The following is a 21,103-nucleotide window of genomic DNA, read 5'->3' on the forward strand; positions in this document are numbered from 1 at the left end:
AAGAAAACGCGTTTCAGGCCTGAGAAGGGAGATTAAGATGCCGTTTATTACAAAAATATCAACGCAAAAAAAGAATACGGAACGCTTCAATATTTTTCTGGATGATAAATACGCCTTCAGCGTGGACGCAGATGTGCTCGTGAAATTTGAGCTCAAGAAGGGAAAAGAACTTGATGATCTTGACATCATTGAGATTCAATACGGCGATGAAGTGAAGAAAGGCTTCAACCGCGCGCTTGAATTTTTATCCTATCGAATGCGGTCAACGAAAGAGGTCGAGGACCACTTGAAGAAAAAAGAAACCTCGCCACCCGTCATTGCGGAAGTCATCCATAAGCTCAACGATTACAAGTACTTAAACGACCAGGAATTTGCCGCAGCCTATGTCAGCACCCACAAAAAAACGAACGGAAAAGGCCCTGATGTTTTGTTCAGAGAGCTGAGAGCGAAGGGAATTGATGACGATACAATTAAGGAGGCGCTAAGTTCCTTTTCCTTTGAAGATCAGACAAGAGAAGCGGTCAAGCATGTTGAAAAGCTTCTCAAAAAAGATAAAAAGCTTTCGACAAAAGAACTCAAACAGCGCGCCCAGATGCAGCTTCAGCGCAAGGGTTTCTCATTTGATGTTATCAGTGCTGCGCTAGAGCAGATTGAATATGAAAATGATGAAGACACAGAGAAAGAAGCGCTGCGCATTCAAGCAGAAAAGGCGTTTAGAAAATACCGCTACGACGGCTCCTATGAAAGCGCCATGAAGGTCAAACAATTTTTATTCCGAAAAGGATTCTCACTCGATTTAATCGAGCAATTTTTGCACGAAGAGGAGTAGCTGAAAAAATGGAGAAACGATACAGTCAAATGACACCGCATGAACTCAATACCGAAATCGCATTACTTTCTGAAAAAGCAAGAAAAGCCGAACAGCATGGAATTATAAACGAACTGGCAGTGCTCGAACGGAAAATTACGATGGCAAAAGCATATTTGCTGAACCCGGAAGATTACTCACCGGGAGAAACGTATCGTGTTGAAGGCACTGAGGACGAGTTTACCATCAGTTATTTAAATGGCGTTTTCGCATGGGGATACAGAACCTCTTCTCCTAAGCAAGAGGAAGCGCTGCCAATCTCAGTTTTGAAAGAAAAAGAATAAATTGTAACAGGGAGGCTGATCATCAGCCTCTTTTTTTGTGCAGCACATTTACACGAAGTCTTAAAGAAAAAATCATTGAATTCACTTCAAAAATCTTTTAGTATGGAACTCGTTGTTTTTTAATATCAAAGGAGGCGATGACGTTGAGTATCAAAAACCCATCTGTAAAATTTATTATATTTGTTCTTATGATTTGTACATTTTCAATCGGCTATACAGAATACGCGGTGATGGGTATTTTGACGTCGATTGCCAATGACTTTCATATACAGGTTTCATCTGCAGGGCTTCTTGTCACGGCTTACGCGGCAAGCGTCTGTTTGACAGGACCGCTCGTCACCATCATTTCCGTCAAGCTCCCGAGAAAGCCTGTGCTTCTTGGGCTGATGGCGATTTTTATCCTTTCAAACCTGATGAGCGCACTGGCACCGAATTTTGCGGTGCTGGCCGTCTCAAGAATTTTATCTGCGTCCATTCACGGCGCTTTCTTCGCGATTGCCATGGTCTTCGCCAGTGAAATGGTTCCGCCTGAAAAGCGCGCTGCAGCCGCTGCTTCAATGAACGGCGGACTGACAGTAGCTCTAATGCTTGGTGTTCCATTCGGGTCTTATCTCGGAGATGTCCTGAATTGGAGAGCGGTGTTTTCCATCATTACGGCACTTGGTGTCATCGGATTTTTAGGCCTTATGGCTGCCGTGCCAAACAGAAAACCAAAAGTGATCCCCATGCTTATGAATGAGTGGGGGGTTTTTAAACACAAACAAGTGCTGTTTTCCTTCGCGATTACCATTTTGGGTTATTCCGGTGTCTTTATCGCCTACACCTTTATCGAACCGATCTTGAGACATTCAGCCGGATTCAGCACGGTTGGCATTACAGGCGCTCTCTTTGCGTATGGTTTGGGAGGCGTTGCAGGGAATTTCTTTGCGGGAAAAGTACCGCTACCTCTGCTGACTCGGACGATGATCGGGGTAATGATCGGTTTAATTGGTGTTCTGGCTGTATTTCCGTACATCGCCATTTACCCGGCTGCAGCCATTGTGGCCACGTTCCTATTCGGGGCATGCGCATTCGGTACGCCGCCTCTGCTGCAAACAAAGGTCATTTCCTCATCTGAGGGTGGCACAACCATTGCCGCAGCTGTCAGCGTATCAGCATTTAACCTTGCCAATGCCCTTGGTGCATGGATCGGCGGAATGATTTTAAGCGGAACTGGCTCTTATTCCTGGCTGTTTGCAGGCGGCGCGCTTATGACCGCATGCGGACTTGTGCTTTCTACCTTCGCACACTTATCAGAAAAGAAGAGCGTCTACGAATATCAAGTCAATAAAGGGTAAAAACAGCTGCAGTGTATGCAGCTGTTCTTCTTTACCGTTTGCCAGAGGCTCTCATTCTTTCTTGAGGATGCTGATTGATGGATCCGTCAGCACGCTTTGAAGCATAGTCGTCCTTTGCTCTCGGTTCACCCTGAAATTTGTTTTCGTTTTCGTAAGGAAATCCTTTTTCTTTATTCCGGACCATGTCATATCCCCCTAGGTTCGAGATCAAAAAGTTGCGTCTTTCCAGATGAAGACGTAAGGTTAGTATATGGAGAACACCACGTAATAAAGCGTTATTTTTTTCCTGAAGAAAGGAGACTGCACACATGAATATGTACATTGAGAAACTGACGAATCTGCTTCTGGAAAAGAACGATATGATCAGCTATATACAGGCGAAAACATGGGTGGAATTGCTATGGAGCGATTTTGAAGCAACCTATGCAAAAGCCGGACACGCCTATCAGGGTGAAAAAATGACTGAAAAAATCGTCACACAATGGATCGAAAACTATGGAGGCCAGCTCCACCTTTTTCAAAGCTCCCGTAACGACGTGAATGATTACTTACATCAAAGCAGAGGCCTTTTGCATTAAAAACCTGCCGTTAACGACCGGCAGGTTTTTTCATTTTTTTACATAAAACATGTTTCGCCGGCCTGTCAATCAGGGAATACCACTTATATCTTGTCAAATGCGAGGAGGAGCTTTAAATGAAAAAGAAACAAGTAATGCTCGCTTTAACAGCTGCCATAGGAATGGGCTTGACAGCACTTCACTCCGCTCCCGCAGCAAAAGCTGCGCCCCTTCACGACATATCTGTCAGCATGCCATCATCCGATACTTACATCATAAAAGCGGGAAAACTGAATGTCCGGACTGAGCCAAATCATGAAGGTGAAATTCTCGGCACTGTATCATCAGAACAAAAGGTAACAGTCGATGGGTTCGTAAATGCCGATTGGGCTCAAATTCATTTCAAAGGAAAGAAAGCATATATTTCAACCCACTTTTTAATGAAAACCGCAAGCCAAGCGAAAACAACGAAACAGACAGCCTTCTATACACCGACGCCCGAAAACGGAAAAACTAAGCAGCTCTCATCCGGAACAGAGGTGACAATACTCGGGTGGGGATTTAGTGAAAACGGAGGATTTGACTTCACTTGGGCGTTCGTGGATTATGGCGGTATTATAGGCTATATTCACACAAAGGATTTACAAATGCGATAAAAGGCAGGCTGAGGCTTGTCTTTTTGTCTATGCGTGAAACATTTCTTCTTTCTGCACGTAACAATGAGAAAGGAGATGATAATATGGCTGGTTTAGTCAGCGGAGGGCTTATGATCATTGCGGGCATACTGATCAAACAGTTTCCTCCCAAATCCATCAACAGTGTGTACGGATATAGAACAAGACGCTCAATGTCAGATCAAAGATTATGGAATGAAGCGAACCGTTACAGTACAACATTAATGATCCTGTCAGGATTGGTTATTGCGGGAATGGGATGGCTGCTGGGATCAAGCTTGATCATTCTTCAGCTAATCCTGCTGATTGCCGCTTGTGTCATCATATTTATGCTAACGGAAAAAAGACTGAAAACCATGACGCACAGTCAAGGAGGAGATAGAAGTGGACGGAGTTAAATGCCAGTTTGTCAATACAAACGGAATCACGCTCCATGTGGCAAGCGCAGGACCGGAAGACGGCCCGTTACTTGTCATGCTTCATGGATTTCCTGAGTTTTGGTACGGCTGGAAAAATCAAATCAAACCGCTTGCTGATGCGGGTTACCGGGTCATTGCTCCTGATCAGCGGGGCTACAATCTCAGTGACAAACCGGAAGGAATTGATTCGTACCGGATTGATACATTAAGAGATGATATCATCGGACTTATTACGCAATTCACTGATGAAAAAGCAATTATCATTGGGCATGACTGGGGAGGGGCTGTCGCCTGGCATTTGGCTTCCACACGCCCGGAATATCTTGAAAAGCTGATCGCGATCAACATCCCGCACCCGCACGTCATGAAAACCGTAACACCGCTTTATCCGCCGCAGTGGCTAAAAAGCTCGTATATTGCATTCTTTCAGCTGCCAGACATACCGGAGGCATCACTAAGGGAAAATGATTATGAAACATTAGACAAAGCGATTGGATTATCGACCCGTCCCGAGATTTTTTCGTCCGATGATGTCAGCAGGTACAAAGAAGCGTGGAAACAGCCGGGTGCACTGACAGCTATGCTGAACTGGTACAGAGCCCTCAGAAAAGGAAGTCTTGCAGAGAAACCGCCTTACGAAACAGCACCTTACCGGATGATCTGGGGAATGGAAGACCGCTTTTTGAGCAGAAAGCTTGCGAAAGAGACGGTAAAGCAATGCCCGAATGGTCATCTCATCTTTGTAGATGAAGCTTCTCATTGGATTAACCACGAAAAACCAGCCATCGTCAATCAGCTGATTTTGGAATATCTGAAGAACCAATAAGTTTGAACTTCTCTTCATTCGTCTGTCATAATGGCAGACTTTTTCTGTGCGTTTTTTTCATAGTCTGTTTTAAACATGACAAAATAACATTAAAAATCATGAATGTCACTATAAAATTGTAACAAAAAACAGGTTTAAACGACTTTAAAAAAAGGAATAGCCTTACTGAAGATTTGTGTAAAACTCCCCTAAGGCAATACTTAAAAAGAATAATAAAAAGAAGGTGCCTTAATGAAGCAAGGATTAATCTCGATTATTATCCCGTCTTACAATGAAGGGTATAATGTCAAACTCATTCATGAATCTTTAAAAAAGGAATTTAAAAACATTCATTATGACTATGAAATATTCTTCATAAACGACGGAAGTGTTGATGACACGCTTCAGCAGATCAAAGACTTGGCAGTGACGTGCAGCCGGGTAAAATATATATCTTTTTCTCGAAACTTTGGAAAAGAAGCCGCGATTTTGGCGGGCTTTGAGCATGTTCAGGGCGAGGCGGTAATTGTAATGGATGCCGATCTGCAGCATCCGACATATTTGCTGAAGGAATTTATCAAAGGCTACGAAGAAGGGTATGACCAGGTCATTGCCCAAAGGAACAGAAAAGGGGACGGCTTTGTCCGCTCATTCTTATCATCAATGTATTACAAGTTCATTAATAAAGCGGTGGAAGTCGATTTGCGTGATGGTGTGGGTGACTTCAGATTGTTAAGCCGCCAAGCTGTGAATGCTCTTTTGAAGCTGAGCGAAGGAAACCGCTTCTCAAAAGGCCTTTTTTGCTGGATCGGCTTTGATCAGAAAATTGTGTTTTATGAAAATGTCGAACGAAAAAACGGCACATCCAAATGGTCGTTCAGCAGTCTGTTTAATTACGGCATGGACGGCGTCGTTTCATTTAATCATAAGCCGCTGAGATTATGTTTTTACACCGGCATTTTCATCTTGCTGCTTTCCATCGTTTATATCATTGCCACATTCGTTAAAATTCTGACTAACGGTATTTCTGTGCCTGGGTATTTTACAATTATCTCAGCTGTGTTATTTCTCGGCGGAGTACAGCTGTTAAGCCTTGGGATCATAGGCGAATATATTGGCCGAATTTATTATGAAACAAAAAAACGGCCTCATTATTTGATCAAAGAAGCGAATATCCCAAACAAAGACCTGCCTGAAACGAACGAATTAAAAAGCGTGCGGCGTCTGACAAAAATGCACTGAAATCACCAAGCGTCATTGGCAGTGCTTTTTTTGCGTGTCTATCATCTTAAAAGCAAGACTGGAGAATTTATATGAAAAGAAAACATGTCATGATCTATGCGGCCAGTCTGCTGGTGTCCGCTGTGGCACACGCCTTTTTTGTGAAAGAATGGGCAGAAGGCAGGTATATGACAGGTCCGGGTGACGGGCTTGCGCAAATGATCGTATTTAAAAAATTATTATTTGACCAATATACACACGGGAATTTTTTCTACAATTATTCATTCGGACTTGGCGGCGGCACATTCAGTCAGCTCGGCTATTATTTTTCTGCTTCTTTTCTATTTCTTGCTGTGTCCGCCGTTGTCTGGCTGCTTCAAGCCCTTCAGTTTATCGGAGAAGCGGATACGCTTTTTTGGGCAGAGTCAGCTGTTTTTATCAGTATTTTCAAATTGAGCTTGATCATCTTTACATCCGCTGCTGTTTTTCACTATCTTCTCAAGCACAGGGCGGCATCGTTTACGGGGGGCGTGTTATACGGCGTCTCGATTATTTATTTCCGTCACGAAGCGTATTGGGAATTTTTTACCGATACAATGGTTTGGCTTCCGCTGCTTGTGCTCGGCACAGAAAAAATCATTAGAGAGCGGCGTCCGGGATGGTTTATTGTTGCGTGTTCGCTGACGTTCATCAACAATTTTTACTTTGCATACATAAACCTTATATTCGTCGGAATCTATGTGCTGTTCAGATGGCTGATCAGACTGGAACAGGATGAAGTGAAAAGATGGATTCAATGCAGATTATTTCTGGTTTCGGGCCTCATTTCTTTTGGCATCAGTGCGGCGGTGTTTGTGCCGGTGGTATACGGTTATTTAAACAACCTGCGCCCTCCATACAGCCAGAAAATTGAGTGGCTCAATTTCGATGATAATATCTTATTTTCGAGCCGGATCATCATTGTGCCGGCCGCTTTTCTGCTGTTTTTGTTTATGATGTCTTTTTACAAAAACCGTGTGTTTCGTCTTTTTGCCGGATTGAGCCTGCTGTTTATTCTTTTTCATTTCAGTCCGTATGCGGCAAGCGTCTTTAACGGCTTTTCCGCCCCGCAAAACCGGTTTGAATATGTTTTGGCCTTTACCATTGCGGGAGCAGCGGCGGCTGGTTTGTCACAGCTGTCTGAACTGAAACGAAAAGAACTGCTCCCGGCCATAGCTGTCGTCCTGCTTCTTTACTTGTATCATATCCAAAGGTATAAGCTCGATATATGGAAGCCTGCGAATGAAAGCATTCTCTTACTCTTACTCATGACAATCGCAGCCTTGTTTGCTGCAGCTTTTGCGAAAAAACAGGCAAAAGCGGCTGTGTACGGTATCATCATTCTTTCTTCGCTGTTTGTCGCCAACTTCTATCAAAAATACGCACTCTCAGAAGGCGGCGATCTGGAAAGTGTGACAAGAGAATATCTTACAAGTGAGGAATACAGAGGGCAAGAGTCATCTGAGCTCATCAGACGTTTACAAAAGGAAGACAATGATCCGCTCATGAGAATCGACTGGATGAACGGTGTCCGCAATAATACGCCAATCATTTACGGATTTAATGGCTTCAGCGCATATTCCAGCATTTTAAATAAAGATCTGCTGGCCTTCTATTGGAATGATTTAAGCATCGATATGGGCAGGGAAAGCGTCAGCCGTTATGCGTCATTGGGAGACAGGGCGAATTTATACAGCCTGCTTTACGGCAAATATTATATGACCGAAAAAACAAACGCAGCCAGCGTCCCGTACGGCTTCAAAAAGCAATTAGAAACAGAGCATTATGCGGTTTATGAGAATCAGTACATGCTTCCATTCATCAAAACAGCGGATGCCATATACAGCGAAAGTGAGCTGGACCAATTGCCCGCTCTTGCGAAAGAACAGGCGATGCTGAAAGGAATCATATTAAAAGATCCATCTGGAAAAACCGAGCAGACACCAAAACCGGCCAATTTGATCACCAAGTCGGACATCACCGTAAAACAAGCCCAGTATCAAAACGGGCTGCTCACCATAACTGGAGAAAACGGAGGAGAACTGATCATCACCCCGAAACAGCCATCATCCACTCCGGGAGACTACTATGTCAGCTTTTATTTGAAAAGCAAAGCAAAAGACAAAGGATTTACGTTAAAGGTAAATGATTATGTCACAACAAGGAAATCGAACAAATCGATATATAAAACCGGAGTAAATAATATAACGGTAAGAGTGCCTAAATCAGGCCATATCTCAATCCATCTTCCGAAAGGGACCTATGAGCTGAGAAATATAGCGCTCTATGAAGAAAATTATGAAACGCTGAAAAACGCTGTATTGCAACATAAAACAGAGAAAGCAGACAAACTGAGTTGGAACAAAAATCAACTGACTTTTGCATATCATCTGTCAAAAGACCAGTACATCATGCTTCCGGTCCCATATGAAAAAGGCTGGGAGCTGAAGATCAACGGAAACACACAAAAGATCGAAAAAGCGGATTATGCTTTTATAGGCTTCAAGGCGCAAAAGGGAGACAATCACATTGAGCTGACTTACTATCCGCCATACTTCAATATATCGGCGATCATATCTCTTGTCAGTCTGCTGCTTGCTGTTTTATATATAAGACGTAAAAAGCCCGGCTCTATATAGAGCCGAGCTTTAATTTTTTCTGTAGTTTTTCTTCGCTGAATATCCATCCCGTATAGGACGAACGAATCGTGAGATCATGGCCGATATGAACAATTGCGACAAACGGATAATGGCCTTTGCTCCGATAACGCAGGTCGATAAATCTCACCTCATAATGATCTTTAAACGTATCCACTTCCCACCGGTAAACCGGAGAAAAGGACAGAAACGCCGCGATGTTATCATCCTGCTTTGCCGCATGCATTACATCGGTTTCAGGAACAGGCACCCGATTAAATGTATCCAGAATCACTACATGTCCTTCCATGCTTCTTCCTACATAGAAAGCATGTGCTGTAGTCACTGCGATTCGCCATTGCCTGAATTTCATCGTTGGAGAAATAATAATGCTTTCGATCTCATCATGAATCATCTCATGAAGCTTCCGTTTAATTCTCAGCTGCATGATCAGGCGCACCAAATAATAGCCTGCCAATATGATATATAAGCTGAGAAACGTGATGCCGGGATTGCCGCCAGCATACCAAATCGCAATAGCTGCCAGATGGCTGATAAAAATAAACGGATCAAACGTATTAATCAGCCCAAGCGCAACCCATTTTTTCGAAAACGGACGAATGGCTTGTGTCCCATAGGCGTTGAATATATCAACAAAGACATGCAGAACGACTGCCAGCAGCGTCCACAGCCACAGGTGCAGAAAATTGGCCTGAGGATAAAATAAATACAGAATCGCCGGGATGATGACAGACCAAAACAAAACGGCGGGAATTGAATGGGTAAATCCTCTGTGATTCCTTATATAAACAGCATTGTTTTTAAGCTTTAACACAGTATCAATATCCGGAGCCTGAGAGCCCGCAAGCGTTGCGATCATAACAGCGTGAGCCATTGCCGGATCTGATGCGACAACGGGATCAAGCGTCGCAATACCGCCCAGTGCGATGCCCATAACGACATGTGTGCCCGTATCCATAGGTGACCTCCTTGCAGGATGATCCTGCACATTCACTTTGTAAGAAATTCCCCATTTTCATATACCCAATTTTAAAACTGATTCAATCGTTCTCATATGTTTCCGCTTTTTCTTTACTACTATTTAATGTAACATATTATCGTACTGTGCCCTTAGTGTACAACAAAAAACAGTCTAAAGAAAAGCGGGGCGCGAAAGACTGGGGAGAAACACATATGAACGTACTTGAAGACAAATTAAAACAAAAAGACATACAGCAATTTCGTGATGATTTAATCTCATGGTTTGAACGGGAGCAGCGCGTTCTGCCGTGGAGAGAGGACCAAGATCCGTATAAAGTGTGGGTATCTGAAGTGATGCTGCAGCAAACGAGAGTAGAGACTGTGATTCCTTACTATCTGCGGTTTGTGGAACAATTCCCGACAGTGGAAGCGCTCGCTGATGCAGATGAAGAAAAGGTGCTGAAAGCATGGGAAGGGCTCGGCTATTATTCGCGAGTCAGAAACCTGCAAAGCGCGGTAAAAGAAGTAAAGCAGGAATACGGCGGCATTGTCCCTCCAGACGAGAAAGAGTTTGGCGGGTTAAAAGGCGTCGGCCCTTATACAAAGGGAGCGGTGCTAAGTATAGCCTACAATAAACCAATTCCCGCGGTTGACGGAAATGTGATGCGTGTCATGTCCAGAATTCTTTCTATTTGGGATGATATCGCCAAACCAAAAACAAGAACAATCTTTGAAGACGCTATACGAGCTTTTATTTCCAAAGAAAAACCTTCGGAATTTAATCAAGGCTTGATGGAGCTTGGAGCCTTGATCTGTACGCCAAAATCACCTTCATGCCTGCTATGCCCGGTTCAGCAGCATTGCTCAGCATTTGAAGAAGGCACTGAACGGGAGCTTCCGGTCAAAAGCAAAAAGAAAAAGCCCGGGATTAAAACAATGGCCGCGATCGTACTGACCGATGAAGACGGACAAGTGTATATCCACAAACGGCCGTCTAAAGGTTTGCTCGCCAACCTGTGGGAATTCCCTAATCTTGAAACCCAAAAAGGGATCAAAACTGAGCGTGAACAGCTCATTGCATTTTTAGAAAACGAATATGGGATACAAGCTGATATCAGTGATCTGCAAGGTGTAGTCGAGCACGTATTCACCCACCTGGTATGGAATATTTCTGTGTTTTTCGGTAAAGTAAAACAAGTGTCGGATACCGCCGAGCTGAAAAAAGTAACGAAAGAAGAGCTCGAACAATTTGCGTTCCCGGTGTCACATCAAAAAATCTGGAAAATGGCAGTGGAAGCAGCCTCATACTCGGCTGCTCCGTAAACCATTCTTAATCGTAAGAGACGCGCGTGCCGTGGCTGTAGTCCGCTTCATTGCGCTTCATTCCGCCGCGCGCTTCAATTTCTTGCGTTAATTCCCGGTATTTTGATTGGCCTTCTTCGTTCAAATAAGGCATAATTTGCTGAAAGGCATGATGAAAATAAGCGAGTTCACTGTTCTTCCAATCTTTTTTGGAAACCATGCTCAATTCGCTCATATCACGTCCGACATACATAACAGAAGACCCCCTTAAAAGTTCTTGCCATTATTGTTTGTGGAAATAAAAGAACTATACGCTACAAGGAGATGAGGAAAAATGGAACAAAATAAATGTGCACTCGTAACAGGAAGCAGCCGCGGTGTCGGAAAAGCGGCCGCAATCAGACTTGCTGAGAACGGCTATAACATCGTCATTAACTATGCCCGCAGCAAAAAAGCAGCACTAGAAACAGCGGAAGAAATCGAAAAGCTTGGTGTTAAAGTGCTTGTCGTAAAAGCAAACGTAGGACAGCCAGCAAAAATCAAAGAAATGTTTCAGCAAATTGATGAAACGTTCGGCAGACTTGATGTTTTTGTCAATAATGCCGCTTCAGGCGTTCTGAGACCTGTCATGGAACTAGAAGAAACACACTGGGACTGGACAATGAACATTAATGCGAAAGCGTTGTTATTCTGCGCTCAGGAAGCTGCCAAGCTAATGGAGAAGAACGGAGGCGGGCATATTGTCAGCATCAGTTCATTAGGCTCTATCCGCTATCTTGAAAACTACACCACGGTTGGTGTATCAAAAGCAGCGTTAGAGGCTTTAACACGTTATCTTGCGGTTGAGCTATCACCAAAACAAATTATCGTCAATGCTGTTTCAGGCGGAGCGATCGACACAGATGCGCTGAAACACTTCCCGAATAGAGAAGATCTGCTTGAGGATGCGCGCCAAAACACGCCGGCAGGACGCATGGTCGAAATTAAAGACATGGTTGATACTGTTGAGTTTCTAGTGTCTTCCAAGGCTGACATGATCCGCGGACAGACTATTATCGTTGACGGCGGACGCTCACTGCTCGTTTAAAAATTTTTAAAAAAGAGGAATAGCTATACGATCACCTGCACATTCTAATGACCGTGGAGGTGATAACAATGGCTAACTCAAATAATTTCAGCAAAACAAACGCTCAACAAGTTAGAAAACAAAACCAACAATCAGCTGCTGGTCAAGGTCAATTCGGCACTGAATTTGCTAGCGAAACAAACGCTCAGCAAGTCAGAAAACAAAACCAGCAATCAGCTGGCCAACAAGGTCAATTCGGCACTGAATTCGCTAGTGAAACTGACGCACAGCAGGTAAGACAACAAAACCAATCTGCTGAACAAAACAAACAACAAAACAGCTAATCACTGAAACAGAAAAAAGCACTTCATCTTCGGGTGAAAGTGCTTTTTTCTGTTTGAAAAACGACAAAACTTGTGGAAGGTCTACAGAATGAGTCAAAGGGTTTGCTTTATGGAGATCGAAATGATTAAAGGAGGAAACGTTTATACTTTCACCAGGCTGAAGGAGGAACCGATGACGGAATTTGAAAAGCTGGTAAGTGAACAGATGAAAACGATGGATAAGCTTCTCGATCTCCAATCAGAGCTCGACCGCTGCAAACAAATTGAAGCGGAACTCCGGCATTTGGAAAGGGATGCAAGGCTGAGGGGGATTCAGGCTGAAATTGCGGTAAAACGGAAACACCTTGCCGATATACAGGATATGTTTCAAAAGCAGACAGAGCAGGTCATTCGTTCTTACCGCAGCTCAGAAAAGCCGTCTTCCTTTGTGTAGTGCAGGAATGTGCCATTCCCCGGCCGGAATGGCTCTTTTATTTTCATTTTTCAAATTGTAACGTTATAATAGGTAAAAGACGTTGTCGGTAAGCAAATTTGGACATACTAACTGTAGGGCTTTATAGAAAGTAGGGGAGAAATATGGGCTATCCCAAGGAAGGAGAAACCATTCAAATTCACAGCTATAAGCACAACGGGCTGATTCATAGAATTTGGAATGAGACAACAATCTTAAAAAGTACAGAAATGTGTGTCATCGGGGCCAATGACCGGACGATGGTAACCGAATCAGACGGCCGGACATGGATAACCAGAGAGCCCGCAATCTGTTATTTTCACGCAAGACAATGGTTTAATGTCATCGGGATGCTGAGGGAAGACGGGGTTCACTATTATTGCAACATCAGTTCTCCGTTTGCCTATGATGGCGAAGCAATTAAATATATCGATTATGACTTAGATGTTAAGGTTTTCCCTGATATGACCTACAATATTCTTGATGAAGACGAATATGATGATCACCGGAAAGCCATGAATTATCCAAAAGAAATCGACAGTATATTAAGAGACTACTTAAACACGCTGCTCCATTGGATTCACCAGCGTCAGGGACCGTTTGCGCCCGAGTTTGTCGATATGTGGTATGAACGGTATTTGCGCTATACAAAATAATGGTTACGTAAAAACCTGTTGCGGGGTACAACAGGTTTTTCACATGGGCTCACACACATCATGATCAAGAGAGAGGGGGAATCAGCGTGGGGGTTATGAAACGCTACATGCAATTCGTCAAACCTTATAAGAAGCAAATTTTCGTTACAGTATTAATCGGGATTGTAAAATTCTCCATTCCGCTTGCTCTCCCATTGCTTCTGAAGTACGTAGTTGACGACATTATTCAAGGAGGCGGCACGGCTAGTGACAAAACAACGTCATTGTTCACCATTATGGCGATCATGTTCGCCTTATTTTTAATTTTGCGCCCGCCTGTTGAATATTATCGGCAATATTTTGCCCAGTGGACAGCCAGCAAGGTGCTCTACGATATAAGAGCCAAGCTGTTTGACCATATACAAAAACTGAGTCTTCGTTTTTACGCGAATACGCGAACAGGGGAAGTCATTTCCCGAGTGATCAATGATGTGGAACAAACAAAGGATTTTGTCATTACAGGCCTGATGAATATATGGCTCGATATGCTGACAATTTTGATTGTAATCTCTATCATGCTCACACTGGACGTTAAATTAACGCTGATCTCTATCGTATTATTCCCATTATACGGAATATCAGTGAAGTATTTTTACGGCCGTTTACGAAAGCTGACAAGGGAGCGCTCACAGGCGCTTGCTCAAGTGCAGGGGCATTTGCACGAACGCATTCAAGGCATGCCTGTCATCAGAAGCTTTGCGATAGAAGATCATGAACAGGCTCAATTTAATGAGAAAAACGGTCATTTCTTAGATAAGGCCATCCGCCACACGAATTGGAACGCCAAAACCTTTGCAGTCGTTAATACCATTACGGACTTGGCGCCTCTCATCGTCATTGCGTGCGCCGGCTATTTTGTCATTAACGGACCGCTGACAGTCGGAACAATGGTCGCGTTTGTCGGATATATTGACAGAATGTACAATCCGGTTAGAAGACTGATCAATTCCTCTACAACCTTGACACAGTCAATCGCATCAATGGACAGGGTGTTTGAATTTATTGACGAGCCCTATGAACTCACTGACAAACCAAATGCGATAAAGGCCGATCAGATTCGCGGAGGAGTGGAGTTTCAAAACGTTTCGTTTCAATATGAGAAGAACAAAGAAAATATTCTTCACGATGTATCTTTAAAAGTAAATAAAGGGGAAACTGTAGCTCTCGTCGGCATGAGCGGAGGAGGAAAATCAACGCTCGTAAGCCTGATCCCGAGATTTTATGATGTTTCAAGCGGTAGACTGCTGATTGACGGGAAGGATATACGTGATTATGAAGCAAGAAGCCTTCGCAACCAGGTTGGCATGGTGCTTCAGGATACCTTTTTATTTAGTGAAACGATTCGGGAAAATATCGCAATCGGCAAACCTGATGCCACTCTTGAAGAGATTATTGAAGCCGCCAAAGCTGCAAATGCCCATGAATTTATCATGGGTTTTCCAGAAGGATATGAGACCAAGGTGGGAGAACGAGGCGTTAAGCTTTCAGGCGGACAAAAGCAGCGGATCTCCATTGCGCGGGTATTCCTGAAAAATCCGCCGCTCCTCATTTTAGATGAAGCGACATCAGCTCTGGATTTGGAAAGTGAGCATTACATTCAAGAAGCGATGGACAAACTGGCGAAGGATAGAACAACTTTTGTTGTCGCCCACCGTTTATCGACAATCACACATGCTGATAAGATTGTTGTGATGGAAAACGGCACAATTATTGAAACCGGAACCCATGATGAACTCATGGACTATGACAGCCAGTACAAGCACTTATTTACCATTCAAAATTTGAACTAAAACATCAATCTTATATCCTTTTAACGAAGGATATAAGATTTTTTTGTATATAAAAAAACCCGGCTGTTTAACCGGGTTACTCTTCTGTTTCAATTTCGCAGTCTTTCGGATGATACGTTTGAAAACTTGTGATAAGTGTTTCCAAATGTTCAAGCTGCTCGCGATATTCCACGGCGCTTGCCATTATATTGAGCATGTTGTAATCAATAAGCTCCTCATCCGTATTTTGCTGATTTTTTAAAAAGGACTTTGTTAAAAGCTGCTTATACTGGATGCCTTCTTCATCCGTATCATCATGCGGCTTGATTTTGCCGACAAACCTCATCAAAATCCGTTCGTGCCAGTAAAGCAGATAATCGAGTTCTTCAGTCAATGTTTCCTGAAACTCTTCAGGCATATGATAGATGTCGTTTTCCAGACGATGCAGCTTCTTCAGTGTATCAAGTGCTCGATTCGCAGTAATAATGGCCTGTCTGAACAGGACGAGCTTTCTTGATTTTACATAAGTCGTTTTCTTAAAGTAACTTCTTTCTTCTTTATATAGAAGATATGTCTGATCAAGCTTGATCATTTTTTCTTTCAGTTTTTCAATATCCTCTTTCAAAATCGAATGCTCTGTTGACTGCCGCATGATCAGCCTGATCCACTTCATAATTTCTTCGGTGTTTTCGACGGTATTATGAATCAGCTTTGTTTCATATTTAGGGGGTAAAAATACAAGGTTGACAATAAAAGAAGAAAGCACCCCTAAAATGACTGTGCTTGTTCTGACCAGTGCGAACATTAAAAAGTCGTCACCGGCGGATTCTAATATCGCAATAACTGTTACAAGTGCAATCGAAATGGTATGTTCAATTTTAAGTTTCAGCATGATTGTAATGACAATAACTGCTGTCAACCCGATCATAATCGGACTGGGTCCAAAAATAAGGCCGAACACTGTGGCAATCACAGCTCCGATAATATTTGCCTGAACCTGATCAATAATAATGAGAAAAGAGCGGTAAATCGACGGCTGGATCGCAAATATCGCTGCAATTCCAGCGAAAATCGGCGCGGGAAGCCCGATCCACGAAGCCAAATAAAGAGCAAGTGTAATCGCAATCCCGGTTTTGAAAATGCGGGCACCAAGTTTCATTGGTTTGTGCGTGCATTCCTTTCTATAGTAAATTGTGTGACATAGCAAATGGGCTAATCCTTAAAATTCCCGGTTAGTTTATTTGCTAAACAATTAAGTAATATACAGGGATCGATACAAATATTCAAGCTATTTTTCTAGAAAAAGACCAAAATCTTACACGCTGTTTGAATCCATAAAAAAACAGGAGCTCAATGCTCCTGTCCAAGGTGTCAGATTCTAGTTTTTAAGATGTTTAAAAGCATCCTCGACCGCCTCAAGCGTGTCTTTAATATCCTGCTCTGTATGTGCTGTTGTGATAAACCAGGCTTCATACTTAGAAGGTGCTAAATTAATTCCGCGTTCCAGCATCAGCTTGAAAAACTTAGCGAATGTTTCTCCGTCACTCCGTTCAGCCTGCTCGTAATTTTCGACTTTCTCATCAGAGAAATATACCGTGAGCGCACCTTTTAACCGGTTGACCGTAATAGTAATGCCATGTGTTTCTGCATGCTGCAAAATGCCTTCCTCCAGCATTGCGCCAAGGCGATCAAGCTTATCATACACGCCTTCCTCTTTGAGCACTTCCAGGCAAGCGATGCCTGATAAGATGGAAGCGGGGTTCCCTGCCATTGTTCCCGCCTGATAAGCAGGCCCTAGCGGAGCTACCTGCTCCATGATTTCTTTTTTGCCGCCATAGGCGCCAATCGGAAGTCCGCCGCCGATAATTTTTCCGAGTGCTGTTAAATCCGGTTTCACCTGTAAGAGATCCTGTGCGCCGCCATACATAAAGCGGAAAGCCGTAATGACTTCATCGTAAATAACGAGAGCGCCTGCATTGTGCGTCAATTCATTTACTTTTTCTAAGAAACCTTCTTTCGGCTCAACGATACCGAAGTTGCCAACAATCGGTTCAACGAGAACCGCCGCGATTTCATTGCCCCATTTATCAAGTGCCGCTTTATAGCTGTCGATATCATTAAATGGCACAGTGATCACTTCATTTGCAATGCTTTTTGGTACACCGGCTGAGTCCGGAGTGCCGAGAGTGGACGGGCCGGAGCCTGCAGCGACAAGCACAAGGTCCGAATGCCCGTGATAGCAGCCTGCAAATTTAATAATTTTTGTCCGGCCTGTATATGCGCGAGCCACGCGGATGGTCGTCATAACGGCTTCTGTTCCCGAATTGACGAATCTTACTTTGTCCATAGCGGGAATGGCTTCTTTGAGCATCTTTGCAAATGTAACCTCGTGTTTCGTCGGAGTTCCATACAATACACCGTTCTCTGCCGCTTTTTTTATCGCTTCTGTAATATGCGGGTGGGCATGTCCTGTAATAATCGGACCGTACGCCGCTAAATAATCGATGTATTTGTTGCCGTCCACATCCCAAAAATAAGCGCCGCTTGCTTTCTCCATTGCAACGGGAGAACCGCCGCCGACTGCTTTATATGATCTAGACGGGCTGTTTACACCGCCGACAATGTGCTCTAATGCCTCATTGTGAAGTTCAATTGATTTTGTATGCAAGAATAAAAACCTCCTATATCTCCATGCGTCCTTTCTATTGTAGCATGCTTCCGAACAAGAACAATGGCTTCAGGCTTCAGATGCAGCTGAGATGGTTGTAATCTGGACAAGAATTGGATACGCTTAATAAAAAAACATCCGGAGGTAACGTAATGACTATAGAAATCGGACAAAAAGTGCCTGATCTTGAGTTAAAAGGTGATCATGGGGAAACAGTAAAATTATCGGATTATAAAGGAAAGTACATCGTTCTTTATTTTTATCCAAAGGACATGACACCAGGGTGTACAACGGAAGCCTGCGATTTTCGGGACAATCACGAAAGCTTCAGTGAACTGGATGCCGTCATTATCGGTGTCAGCCCGGACAGCCAGGAAAAACACGGAAAATTTAAAGAGAAGCATAACCTTCCATTTCTGCTTCTTGTTGATGATGAGCATAAGCTGGCGGAAGCGTTTGATGTGTGGAAGCTGAAGAAAAACTTCGGAAAAGAATATATGGGAATCGAGCGCTCCACTTTTTTAATTGATAAAGAAGGCCGTATCGTTAAAGAATGGAGAAAGGTAAAAGTGAAAGACCATGTAGCCGAAGCGCTTCAAACCCTCAAAGATATGTCGGAAAAGTAAATTCGTCTATCAGCCTCAAATGGTATGCTTACTTTTACCCTGATATCAATTGACAAATTATCGTAGAAAGAGTTACACTAATTATAAACATTACAATGTAAGAATTTTTTTTAGAAGAGAGGTGCATGACGGATGGCTGCACATGAACTAAAAGAAGCCTTAGAAACGTTGAAGGAAACCGGAGTTCGCATTACTCCTCAACGTCATGCGATTCTGGAATATCTCGTTAACTCTATGGCTCATCCAACAGCGGACGATATATATAAAGCTCTGGAAGGGAAATTTCCTAACATGAGCGTAGCGACGGTATATAACAATTTGCGTGTGTTCCGAGAATCAGGTTTGGTAAAAGAGCTCACATACGGTGATGCTTCCAGCAGATTCGATTTTGTCACATCCGATCACTATCACGCGATTTGCGAAAACTGCGGGAAAATTGTGGACTTCCATTACCCGGGCCTTGACGAAGTTGAGCAGCTTGCTGCTCACGTCACGGGTTTCAAGGTAAGCCACCACCGTTTAGAAATTTATGGCGTCTGCCAAGAGTGTTCGAAAAAAGAAAATCATTAAAAATAAGCTGACCGCACGAAACGGTCAGCTTATTTTATTTCGACATTTTCTTTTTATTATAAGACTCATCAAATTCTTTTCCTTCTAATCCCTTATCTAAAGTCAGCGGCTCTCGGCAATGCATGCACATATCGACTCTTCCTAAAACCTTTGTCTCTTTATCACAGCCTGGACAAATGACGCGAACCGCTTTGGTCGAAAGCATTCCGATCCAAAAGTAAACTACCGTGCTAAGACCGATGGATAAAAGCCCAAGTATCATAAACAAACTAGAAAGCAAAACTGACTCTTTGAAAAAGATACCGATGTACATAATGATAAACCCAACGAAAACCAAACTTAACGCGAATGTTCTGATTTTATTAATTTTGCTGGAGTATTTCGCCATGTCCATCCCCCTCTGATTTAACTATAGCACAAACCCGATGGGATTTTCTTCATGTTTTCGGTTGAACTGGAATTTACTTATGGAGACTTACTGTGAAATTGTTTATAATAGTTCAATGTGTTTAGAAAAAAGGAAATTCGTTTTAACCATAGAATTGAATCAAATAGAGAATAAAAAAATTTGAACAATTGCATTGGAGGAATAGTGATGGAAAATCTTCTCCGTCCAATTTACCAAGAAAGAGCAAGTCACCCCAATACATTGGCTGTCATTATGATTGAGAGAAGAAACAAAACATCTTCCTTAACAGATAACTTTGACGCAGCTTTGCTGGTGATTGTAAAGGATGCTGATGAGCCAGTTTTTATAAAGCATTATGAATTTGATCATAAAACAGCTTCTTTGCATGTGGTAACAGCTTCTCAGATTGAAGAATGGATTTTGCTTGGAACAAATAGAAGAATCATAGATTGGATTGTAAATGGAAGAGTCCTGTTTGACCGTAATGAATACGTTGTTGAACTGATTGACAGGCTGAATACATTTCCGTTTGCCGAACGCAAACTGAAGATCGGACTCGAATACGGCAAATTAATCAGAAGGTATGTTGAAGGAAAAGCTTTTTTTGAAGCCAATCAATTTTTAGATGCCTATAACGCCGTTGTTCATGCGCTGCATCATTTAGCACGTATTGAAGTAATCGACAGAGGATTTCATCCCGAAACCACGGTGTGGAGCCAAGTGCGCCAGATGGAGCCCCAAGTGTACAAATTATATTCCGAGCTGATTGAAAGTCACGAGAGCTTGGAAAAAAGACTAGAATTATTATTCTTAGCAAATGATTTTCTCATCCACTCCAAAGCTGAGATCGGTTCGGCGCATCTTTTCGAAGTAATGAAAGAAAAAGACATTTGGCAATTCGGTGAGCTTCTTCAACATCATGACCTAAAGCACTTTACCCAGGATCTTGGCGTTATGCTTGATTACTTGACAGAAAAGGGACTTATCAACGTCTGCCAAATAGAAACGAAAGGACAGGCTGTCTATCACCGAGGATATTCTTTTAAAAAAGGTGTTGACTCTGATTCTTGACCGTGTTATATTATTAAACGTCGCTGATGCGCTTCTGAGAAAATAAGCTCACAGCGGCGGAGAAATAAACCAAAAAAACATTTGACAAAAGAAAGTCGAAATGTTATATTAATAAAGTCGCTTCAACAAGAAGTGAAAATGATCTTTGAAAACTAAACAAGACAAAACGTACCTGTTAATTCATATTTTTATAAATCGCACAGCGATGTGCGTAGTCAGTCAAACTACTTTATCGGAGAGTTTGATCCTGGCTCAGGACGAACGCTGGCGGCGTGCCTAATACATGCAAGTCGAGCGGACAGATGGGAGCT

24 protein-coding genes and 1 rRNA gene are annotated in these 21,103 nt (G+C 42.9%); 19 read left to right on the top strand and 6 right to left on the bottom strand.

Annotated features, from left to right (window positions below; translation table 11 throughout):
- Nucleotides 1-37 precede the first annotated feature (37 nt).
- The 3 genes from recX (at nucleotide 38) to BLL41_RS20075 (ending at nucleotide 2,489) form a co-directional block, all read left to right on the top strand.
- The gene (gene recX, locus BLL41_RS20060; RefSeq protein ID WP_071579205.1) at nucleotides 38-829 is read left to right on the top strand and encodes a recombination regulator RecX; all 792 of its coding nucleotides are present in this window, start codon (nucleotides 38-40) and stop codon (nucleotides 827-829) included.
- Between the two features lie 8 nt (nucleotides 830-837).
- A complete protein-coding gene (locus BLL41_RS20065; protein WP_071579206.1) occupies nucleotides 838-1,152 on the top strand; it encodes a YfhH family protein in 315 nt (104 codons plus the stop codon).
- A 143-nt stretch (nucleotides 1,153-1,295) separates the two neighbouring features.
- Nucleotides 1,296-2,489, top strand: coding sequence for an MFS transporter (locus BLL41_RS20075; RefSeq protein ID WP_083428088.1), 1,194 nt, complete (start codon nucleotides 1,296-1,298; stop codon nucleotides 2,487-2,489).
- A gap of 31 nt (nucleotides 2,490-2,520) precedes the next feature.
- On the opposite strand, the gene BLL41_RS20080 is transcribed toward BLL41_RS20075, so the two are convergent.
- Nucleotides 2,521-2,673 (bottom strand): small, acid-soluble spore protein K, encoded by a 153-nt coding sequence (locus BLL41_RS20080; protein ID WP_003223241.1) that lies wholly within the window; start codon nucleotides 2,671-2,673, stop codon nucleotides 2,521-2,523.
- Between the two features lie 124 nt (nucleotides 2,674-2,797).
- Between BLL41_RS20080 and BLL41_RS20085 the strand changes: the two genes are divergently transcribed.
- The 6 genes from BLL41_RS20085 (at nucleotide 2,798) to BLL41_RS20110 (ending at nucleotide 8,843) form a co-directional block, all read left to right on the top strand.
- Nucleotides 2,798-3,067 (top strand): YfhJ family protein, encoded by a 270-nt coding sequence (locus BLL41_RS20085; protein WP_014663267.1) that lies wholly within the window; start codon nucleotides 2,798-2,800, stop codon nucleotides 3,065-3,067.
- Nucleotides 3,068-3,183: 116 nt separating this feature from the next.
- On the top strand, nucleotides 3,184-3,702 hold the full coding sequence (locus tag BLL41_RS20090) for an SH3 domain-containing protein (protein WP_071579208.1): 519 nt from the start codon (nucleotides 3,184-3,186) through the stop codon (nucleotides 3,700-3,702).
- 83 nt (nucleotides 3,703-3,785) lie between these two features.
- Nucleotides 3,786-4,118 carry an SdpI family protein gene (locus BLL41_RS20095; RefSeq protein ID WP_071579209.1) on the top strand — a complete coding sequence of 111 codons (333 nt, stop codon included), beginning with the start codon at nucleotides 3,786-3,788 and terminating at the stop codon, nucleotides 4,116-4,118.
- Nucleotides 4,105-4,965: an alpha/beta fold hydrolase gene (locus BLL41_RS20100; RefSeq protein ID WP_071579210.1), complete on the top strand. Its 861-nt coding sequence runs from the start codon at nucleotides 4,105-4,107 to the stop codon at nucleotides 4,963-4,965. The genes BLL41_RS20095 and BLL41_RS20100 overlap by 14 nt, the downstream gene beginning before the upstream one ends.
- 231 nt (nucleotides 4,966-5,196) lie before the next feature.
- Nucleotides 5,197-6,186 carry a glycosyltransferase family 2 protein gene (locus BLL41_RS20105; protein WP_071579211.1) on the top strand — a complete coding sequence of 330 codons (990 nt, stop codon included), beginning with the start codon at nucleotides 5,197-5,199 and terminating at the stop codon, nucleotides 6,184-6,186.
- Nucleotides 6,187-6,257: 71 nt separating this feature from the next.
- On the top strand, nucleotides 6,258-8,843 hold the full coding sequence (locus tag BLL41_RS20110) for a YfhO family protein (RefSeq protein ID WP_071579212.1): 2,586 nt from the start codon (nucleotides 6,258-6,260) through the stop codon (nucleotides 8,841-8,843).
- Here BLL41_RS20110 and BLL41_RS20115 read toward each other — a convergent pair.
- Nucleotides 8,836-9,819, bottom strand: a complete 984-nt coding sequence (locus BLL41_RS20115) for a metal-dependent hydrolase (RefSeq protein ID WP_071579213.1) — start codon at nucleotides 9,817-9,819, stop codon at nucleotides 8,836-8,838. The genes BLL41_RS20110 and BLL41_RS20115 overlap by 8 nt on opposite strands.
- A 215-nt stretch (nucleotides 9,820-10,034) precedes the next feature.
- On the opposite strand from BLL41_RS20115, the gene mutY reads away from it, so the two are divergent.
- Nucleotides 10,035-11,144 carry an A/G-specific adenine glycosylase gene (gene mutY / locus BLL41_RS20120; RefSeq protein WP_071579214.1) on the top strand — a complete coding sequence of 370 codons (1,110 nt, stop codon included), beginning with the start codon at nucleotides 10,035-10,037 and terminating at the stop codon, nucleotides 11,142-11,144.
- 7 nt (nucleotides 11,145-11,151) lie between these two features.
- On the opposite strand, the gene BLL41_RS20125 is transcribed toward mutY, so the two are convergent.
- Nucleotides 11,152-11,376, bottom strand: a complete 225-nt coding sequence (locus BLL41_RS20125) for a hypothetical protein (RefSeq protein ID WP_014663276.1) — start codon at nucleotides 11,374-11,376, stop codon at nucleotides 11,152-11,154.
- A gap of 81 nt (nucleotides 11,377-11,457) precedes the next feature.
- On the opposite strand from BLL41_RS20125, the gene fabL reads away from it, so the two are divergent.
- The 5 genes from fabL to BLL41_RS20150 all read left to right on the top strand — a co-directional run bounded on the left by fabL (nucleotide 11,458) and on the right by BLL41_RS20150 (nucleotide 15,469).
- Nucleotides 11,458-12,210 (top strand): enoyl-[acyl-carrier-protein] reductase FabL, encoded by a 753-nt coding sequence (gene fabL / locus BLL41_RS20130; protein WP_003223262.1) that lies wholly within the window; start codon nucleotides 11,458-11,460, stop codon nucleotides 12,208-12,210.
- A gap of 68 nt (nucleotides 12,211-12,278) precedes the next feature.
- A complete protein-coding gene (gene sspE / locus BLL41_RS20135) occupies nucleotides 12,279-12,533 on the top strand; it encodes a gamma type acid-soluble spore protein SspE (protein ID WP_003233541.1) in 255 nt (84 codons plus the stop codon).
- A 172-nt stretch (nucleotides 12,534-12,705) separates the two neighbouring features.
- Nucleotides 12,706-12,966 (top strand): YgaB family protein, encoded by a 261-nt coding sequence (locus tag BLL41_RS20140; protein WP_003242708.1) that lies wholly within the window; start codon nucleotides 12,706-12,708, stop codon nucleotides 12,964-12,966.
- A 143-nt stretch (nucleotides 12,967-13,109) separates the two neighbouring features.
- Nucleotides 13,110-13,640, top strand: coding sequence for a nucleoside tri-diphosphate phosphatase (ntdP, locus tag BLL41_RS20145; RefSeq protein WP_003223272.1), 531 nt, complete (start codon nucleotides 13,110-13,112; stop codon nucleotides 13,638-13,640).
- 86 nt (nucleotides 13,641-13,726) lie between these two features.
- Nucleotides 13,727-15,469, top strand: coding sequence for an ABC transporter ATP-binding protein (locus tag BLL41_RS20150; RefSeq protein WP_071579215.1), 1,743 nt, complete (start codon nucleotides 13,727-13,729; stop codon nucleotides 15,467-15,469).
- A gap of 76 nt (nucleotides 15,470-15,545) precedes the next feature.
- Here BLL41_RS20150 and BLL41_RS20155 read toward each other — a convergent pair whose 3' ends face one another.
- On the bottom strand, nucleotides 15,546-16,607 hold the full coding sequence (locus BLL41_RS20155) for an aromatic acid exporter family protein (RefSeq protein WP_071579216.1): 1,062 nt from the start codon (nucleotides 16,605-16,607) through the stop codon (nucleotides 15,546-15,548).
- A gap of 219 nt (nucleotides 16,608-16,826) precedes the next feature.
- Nucleotides 16,827-18,116 (bottom strand): glutamate-1-semialdehyde 2,1-aminomutase, encoded by a 1,290-nt coding sequence (locus tag BLL41_RS20160; RefSeq protein WP_071579217.1) that lies wholly within the window; start codon nucleotides 18,114-18,116, stop codon nucleotides 16,827-16,829.
- Between the two features lie 152 nt (nucleotides 18,117-18,268).
- Here BLL41_RS20160 and bcp point away from each other — a divergent pair, with 152 nt between their 5' ends.
- Both bcp and perR read left to right on the top strand, forming a co-directional pair.
- Complete coding sequence (gene bcp, locus BLL41_RS20165) at nucleotides 18,269-18,742, top strand: thioredoxin-dependent thiol peroxidase (RefSeq protein WP_071579218.1); 474 nt, start codon at nucleotides 18,269-18,271, stop codon at nucleotides 18,740-18,742.
- Between the two features lie 132 nt (nucleotides 18,743-18,874).
- A complete protein-coding gene (gene perR, locus BLL41_RS20170; protein WP_003223285.1) occupies nucleotides 18,875-19,312 on the top strand; it encodes a peroxide-responsive transcriptional repressor PerR in 438 nt (145 codons plus the stop codon).
- A gap of 34 nt (nucleotides 19,313-19,346) precedes the next feature.
- Here perR and BLL41_RS20175 read toward each other — a convergent pair whose 3' ends face one another.
- Complete coding sequence (locus tag BLL41_RS20175; protein WP_014479226.1) at nucleotides 19,347-19,700, bottom strand: YgzB family protein; 354 nt, start codon at nucleotides 19,698-19,700, stop codon at nucleotides 19,347-19,349.
- 207 nt (nucleotides 19,701-19,907) lie between these two features.
- Between BLL41_RS20175 and BLL41_RS20180 the strand changes: the two genes are divergently transcribed.
- Both BLL41_RS20180 and BLL41_RS20185 read left to right on the top strand, forming a co-directional pair.
- Nucleotides 19,908-20,792 carry a nucleotidyltransferase-like protein gene (locus tag BLL41_RS20180; RefSeq protein WP_071579219.1) on the top strand — a complete coding sequence of 295 codons (885 nt, stop codon included), beginning with the start codon at nucleotides 19,908-19,910 and terminating at the stop codon, nucleotides 20,790-20,792.
- A 229-nt stretch (nucleotides 20,793-21,021) separates the two neighbouring features.
- A 16S ribosomal RNA gene (locus tag BLL41_RS20185) occupies nucleotides 21,022-21,103 on the top strand; the annotation flags it as partial.

The organism is Bacillus sp. FMQ74 (assembly GCF_001875785.1).
In the GTDB taxonomy this organism is placed as follows: domain Bacteria; phylum Bacillota; class Bacilli; order Bacillales; family Bacillaceae; genus Bacillus; species Bacillus stercoris.

What these genes read in the sequence shown, in the direction of transcription:
- recX (WP_071579205.1), top strand. Translation starts at nt 38, where the DNA reads ATGCCGTTTATTACAAAAATATCAACGCAAAAAAAGAATACGGAACGC.
- BLL41_RS20065 (WP_071579206.1), top strand. Translation starts at nt 838, where the DNA reads ATGGAGAAACGATACAGTCAAATGACACCGCATGAACTCAATACCGAA.
- BLL41_RS20080 (WP_003223241.1), bottom strand. Translation starts at nt 2,673, where the DNA reads ATGGTCCGGAATAAAGAAAAAGGATTTCCTTACGAAAACGAAAACAAA.
- BLL41_RS20085 (WP_014663267.1), top strand. Translation starts at nt 2,798, where the DNA reads ATGAATATGTACATTGAGAAACTGACGAATCTGCTTCTGGAAAAGAAC.
- BLL41_RS20090 (WP_071579208.1), top strand. Translation starts at nt 3,184, where the DNA reads ATGAAAAAGAAACAAGTAATGCTCGCTTTAACAGCTGCCATAGGAATG.
- BLL41_RS20095 (WP_071579209.1), top strand. Translation starts at nt 3,786, where the DNA reads ATGGCTGGTTTAGTCAGCGGAGGGCTTATGATCATTGCGGGCATACTG.
- BLL41_RS20105 (WP_071579211.1), top strand. Translation starts at nt 5,197, where the DNA reads ATGAAGCAAGGATTAATCTCGATTATTATCCCGTCTTACAATGAAGGG.
- BLL41_RS20110 (WP_071579212.1), top strand. Translation starts at nt 6,258, where the DNA reads ATGAAAAGAAAACATGTCATGATCTATGCGGCCAGTCTGCTGGTGTCC.
- BLL41_RS20115 (WP_071579213.1), bottom strand. Translation starts at nt 9,819, where the DNA reads ATGGATACGGGCACACATGTCGTTATGGGCATCGCACTGGGCGGTATT.
- mutY (WP_071579214.1), top strand. Translation starts at nt 10,035, where the DNA reads ATGAACGTACTTGAAGACAAATTAAAACAAAAAGACATACAGCAATTT.
- BLL41_RS20125 (WP_014663276.1), bottom strand. Translation starts at nt 11,376, where the DNA reads ATGTATGTCGGACGTGATATGAGCGAATTGAGCATGGTTTCCAAAAAA.
- fabL (WP_003223262.1), top strand. Translation starts at nt 11,458, where the DNA reads ATGGAACAAAATAAATGTGCACTCGTAACAGGAAGCAGCCGCGGTGTC.
- sspE (WP_003233541.1), top strand. Translation starts at nt 12,279, where the DNA reads ATGGCTAACTCAAATAATTTCAGCAAAACAAACGCTCAACAAGTTAGA.
- BLL41_RS20140 (WP_003242708.1), top strand. Translation starts at nt 12,706, where the DNA reads ATGACGGAATTTGAAAAGCTGGTAAGTGAACAGATGAAAACGATGGAT.
- ntdP (WP_003223272.1), top strand. Translation starts at nt 13,110, where the DNA reads ATGGGCTATCCCAAGGAAGGAGAAACCATTCAAATTCACAGCTATAAG.
- BLL41_RS20155 (WP_071579216.1), bottom strand. Translation starts at nt 16,607, where the DNA reads ATGAAACTTGGTGCCCGCATTTTCAAAACCGGGATTGCGATTACACTT.
- bcp (WP_071579218.1), top strand. Translation starts at nt 18,269, where the DNA reads ATGACTATAGAAATCGGACAAAAAGTGCCTGATCTTGAGTTAAAAGGT.
- perR (WP_003223285.1), top strand. Translation starts at nt 18,875, where the DNA reads ATGGCTGCACATGAACTAAAAGAAGCCTTAGAAACGTTGAAGGAAACC.
- BLL41_RS20175 (WP_014479226.1), bottom strand. Translation starts at nt 19,700, where the DNA reads ATGGCGAAATACTCCAGCAAAATTAATAAAATCAGAACATTCGCGTTA.
- BLL41_RS20180 (WP_071579219.1), top strand. Translation starts at nt 19,908, where the DNA reads ATGGAAAATCTTCTCCGTCCAATTTACCAAGAAAGAGCAAGTCACCCC.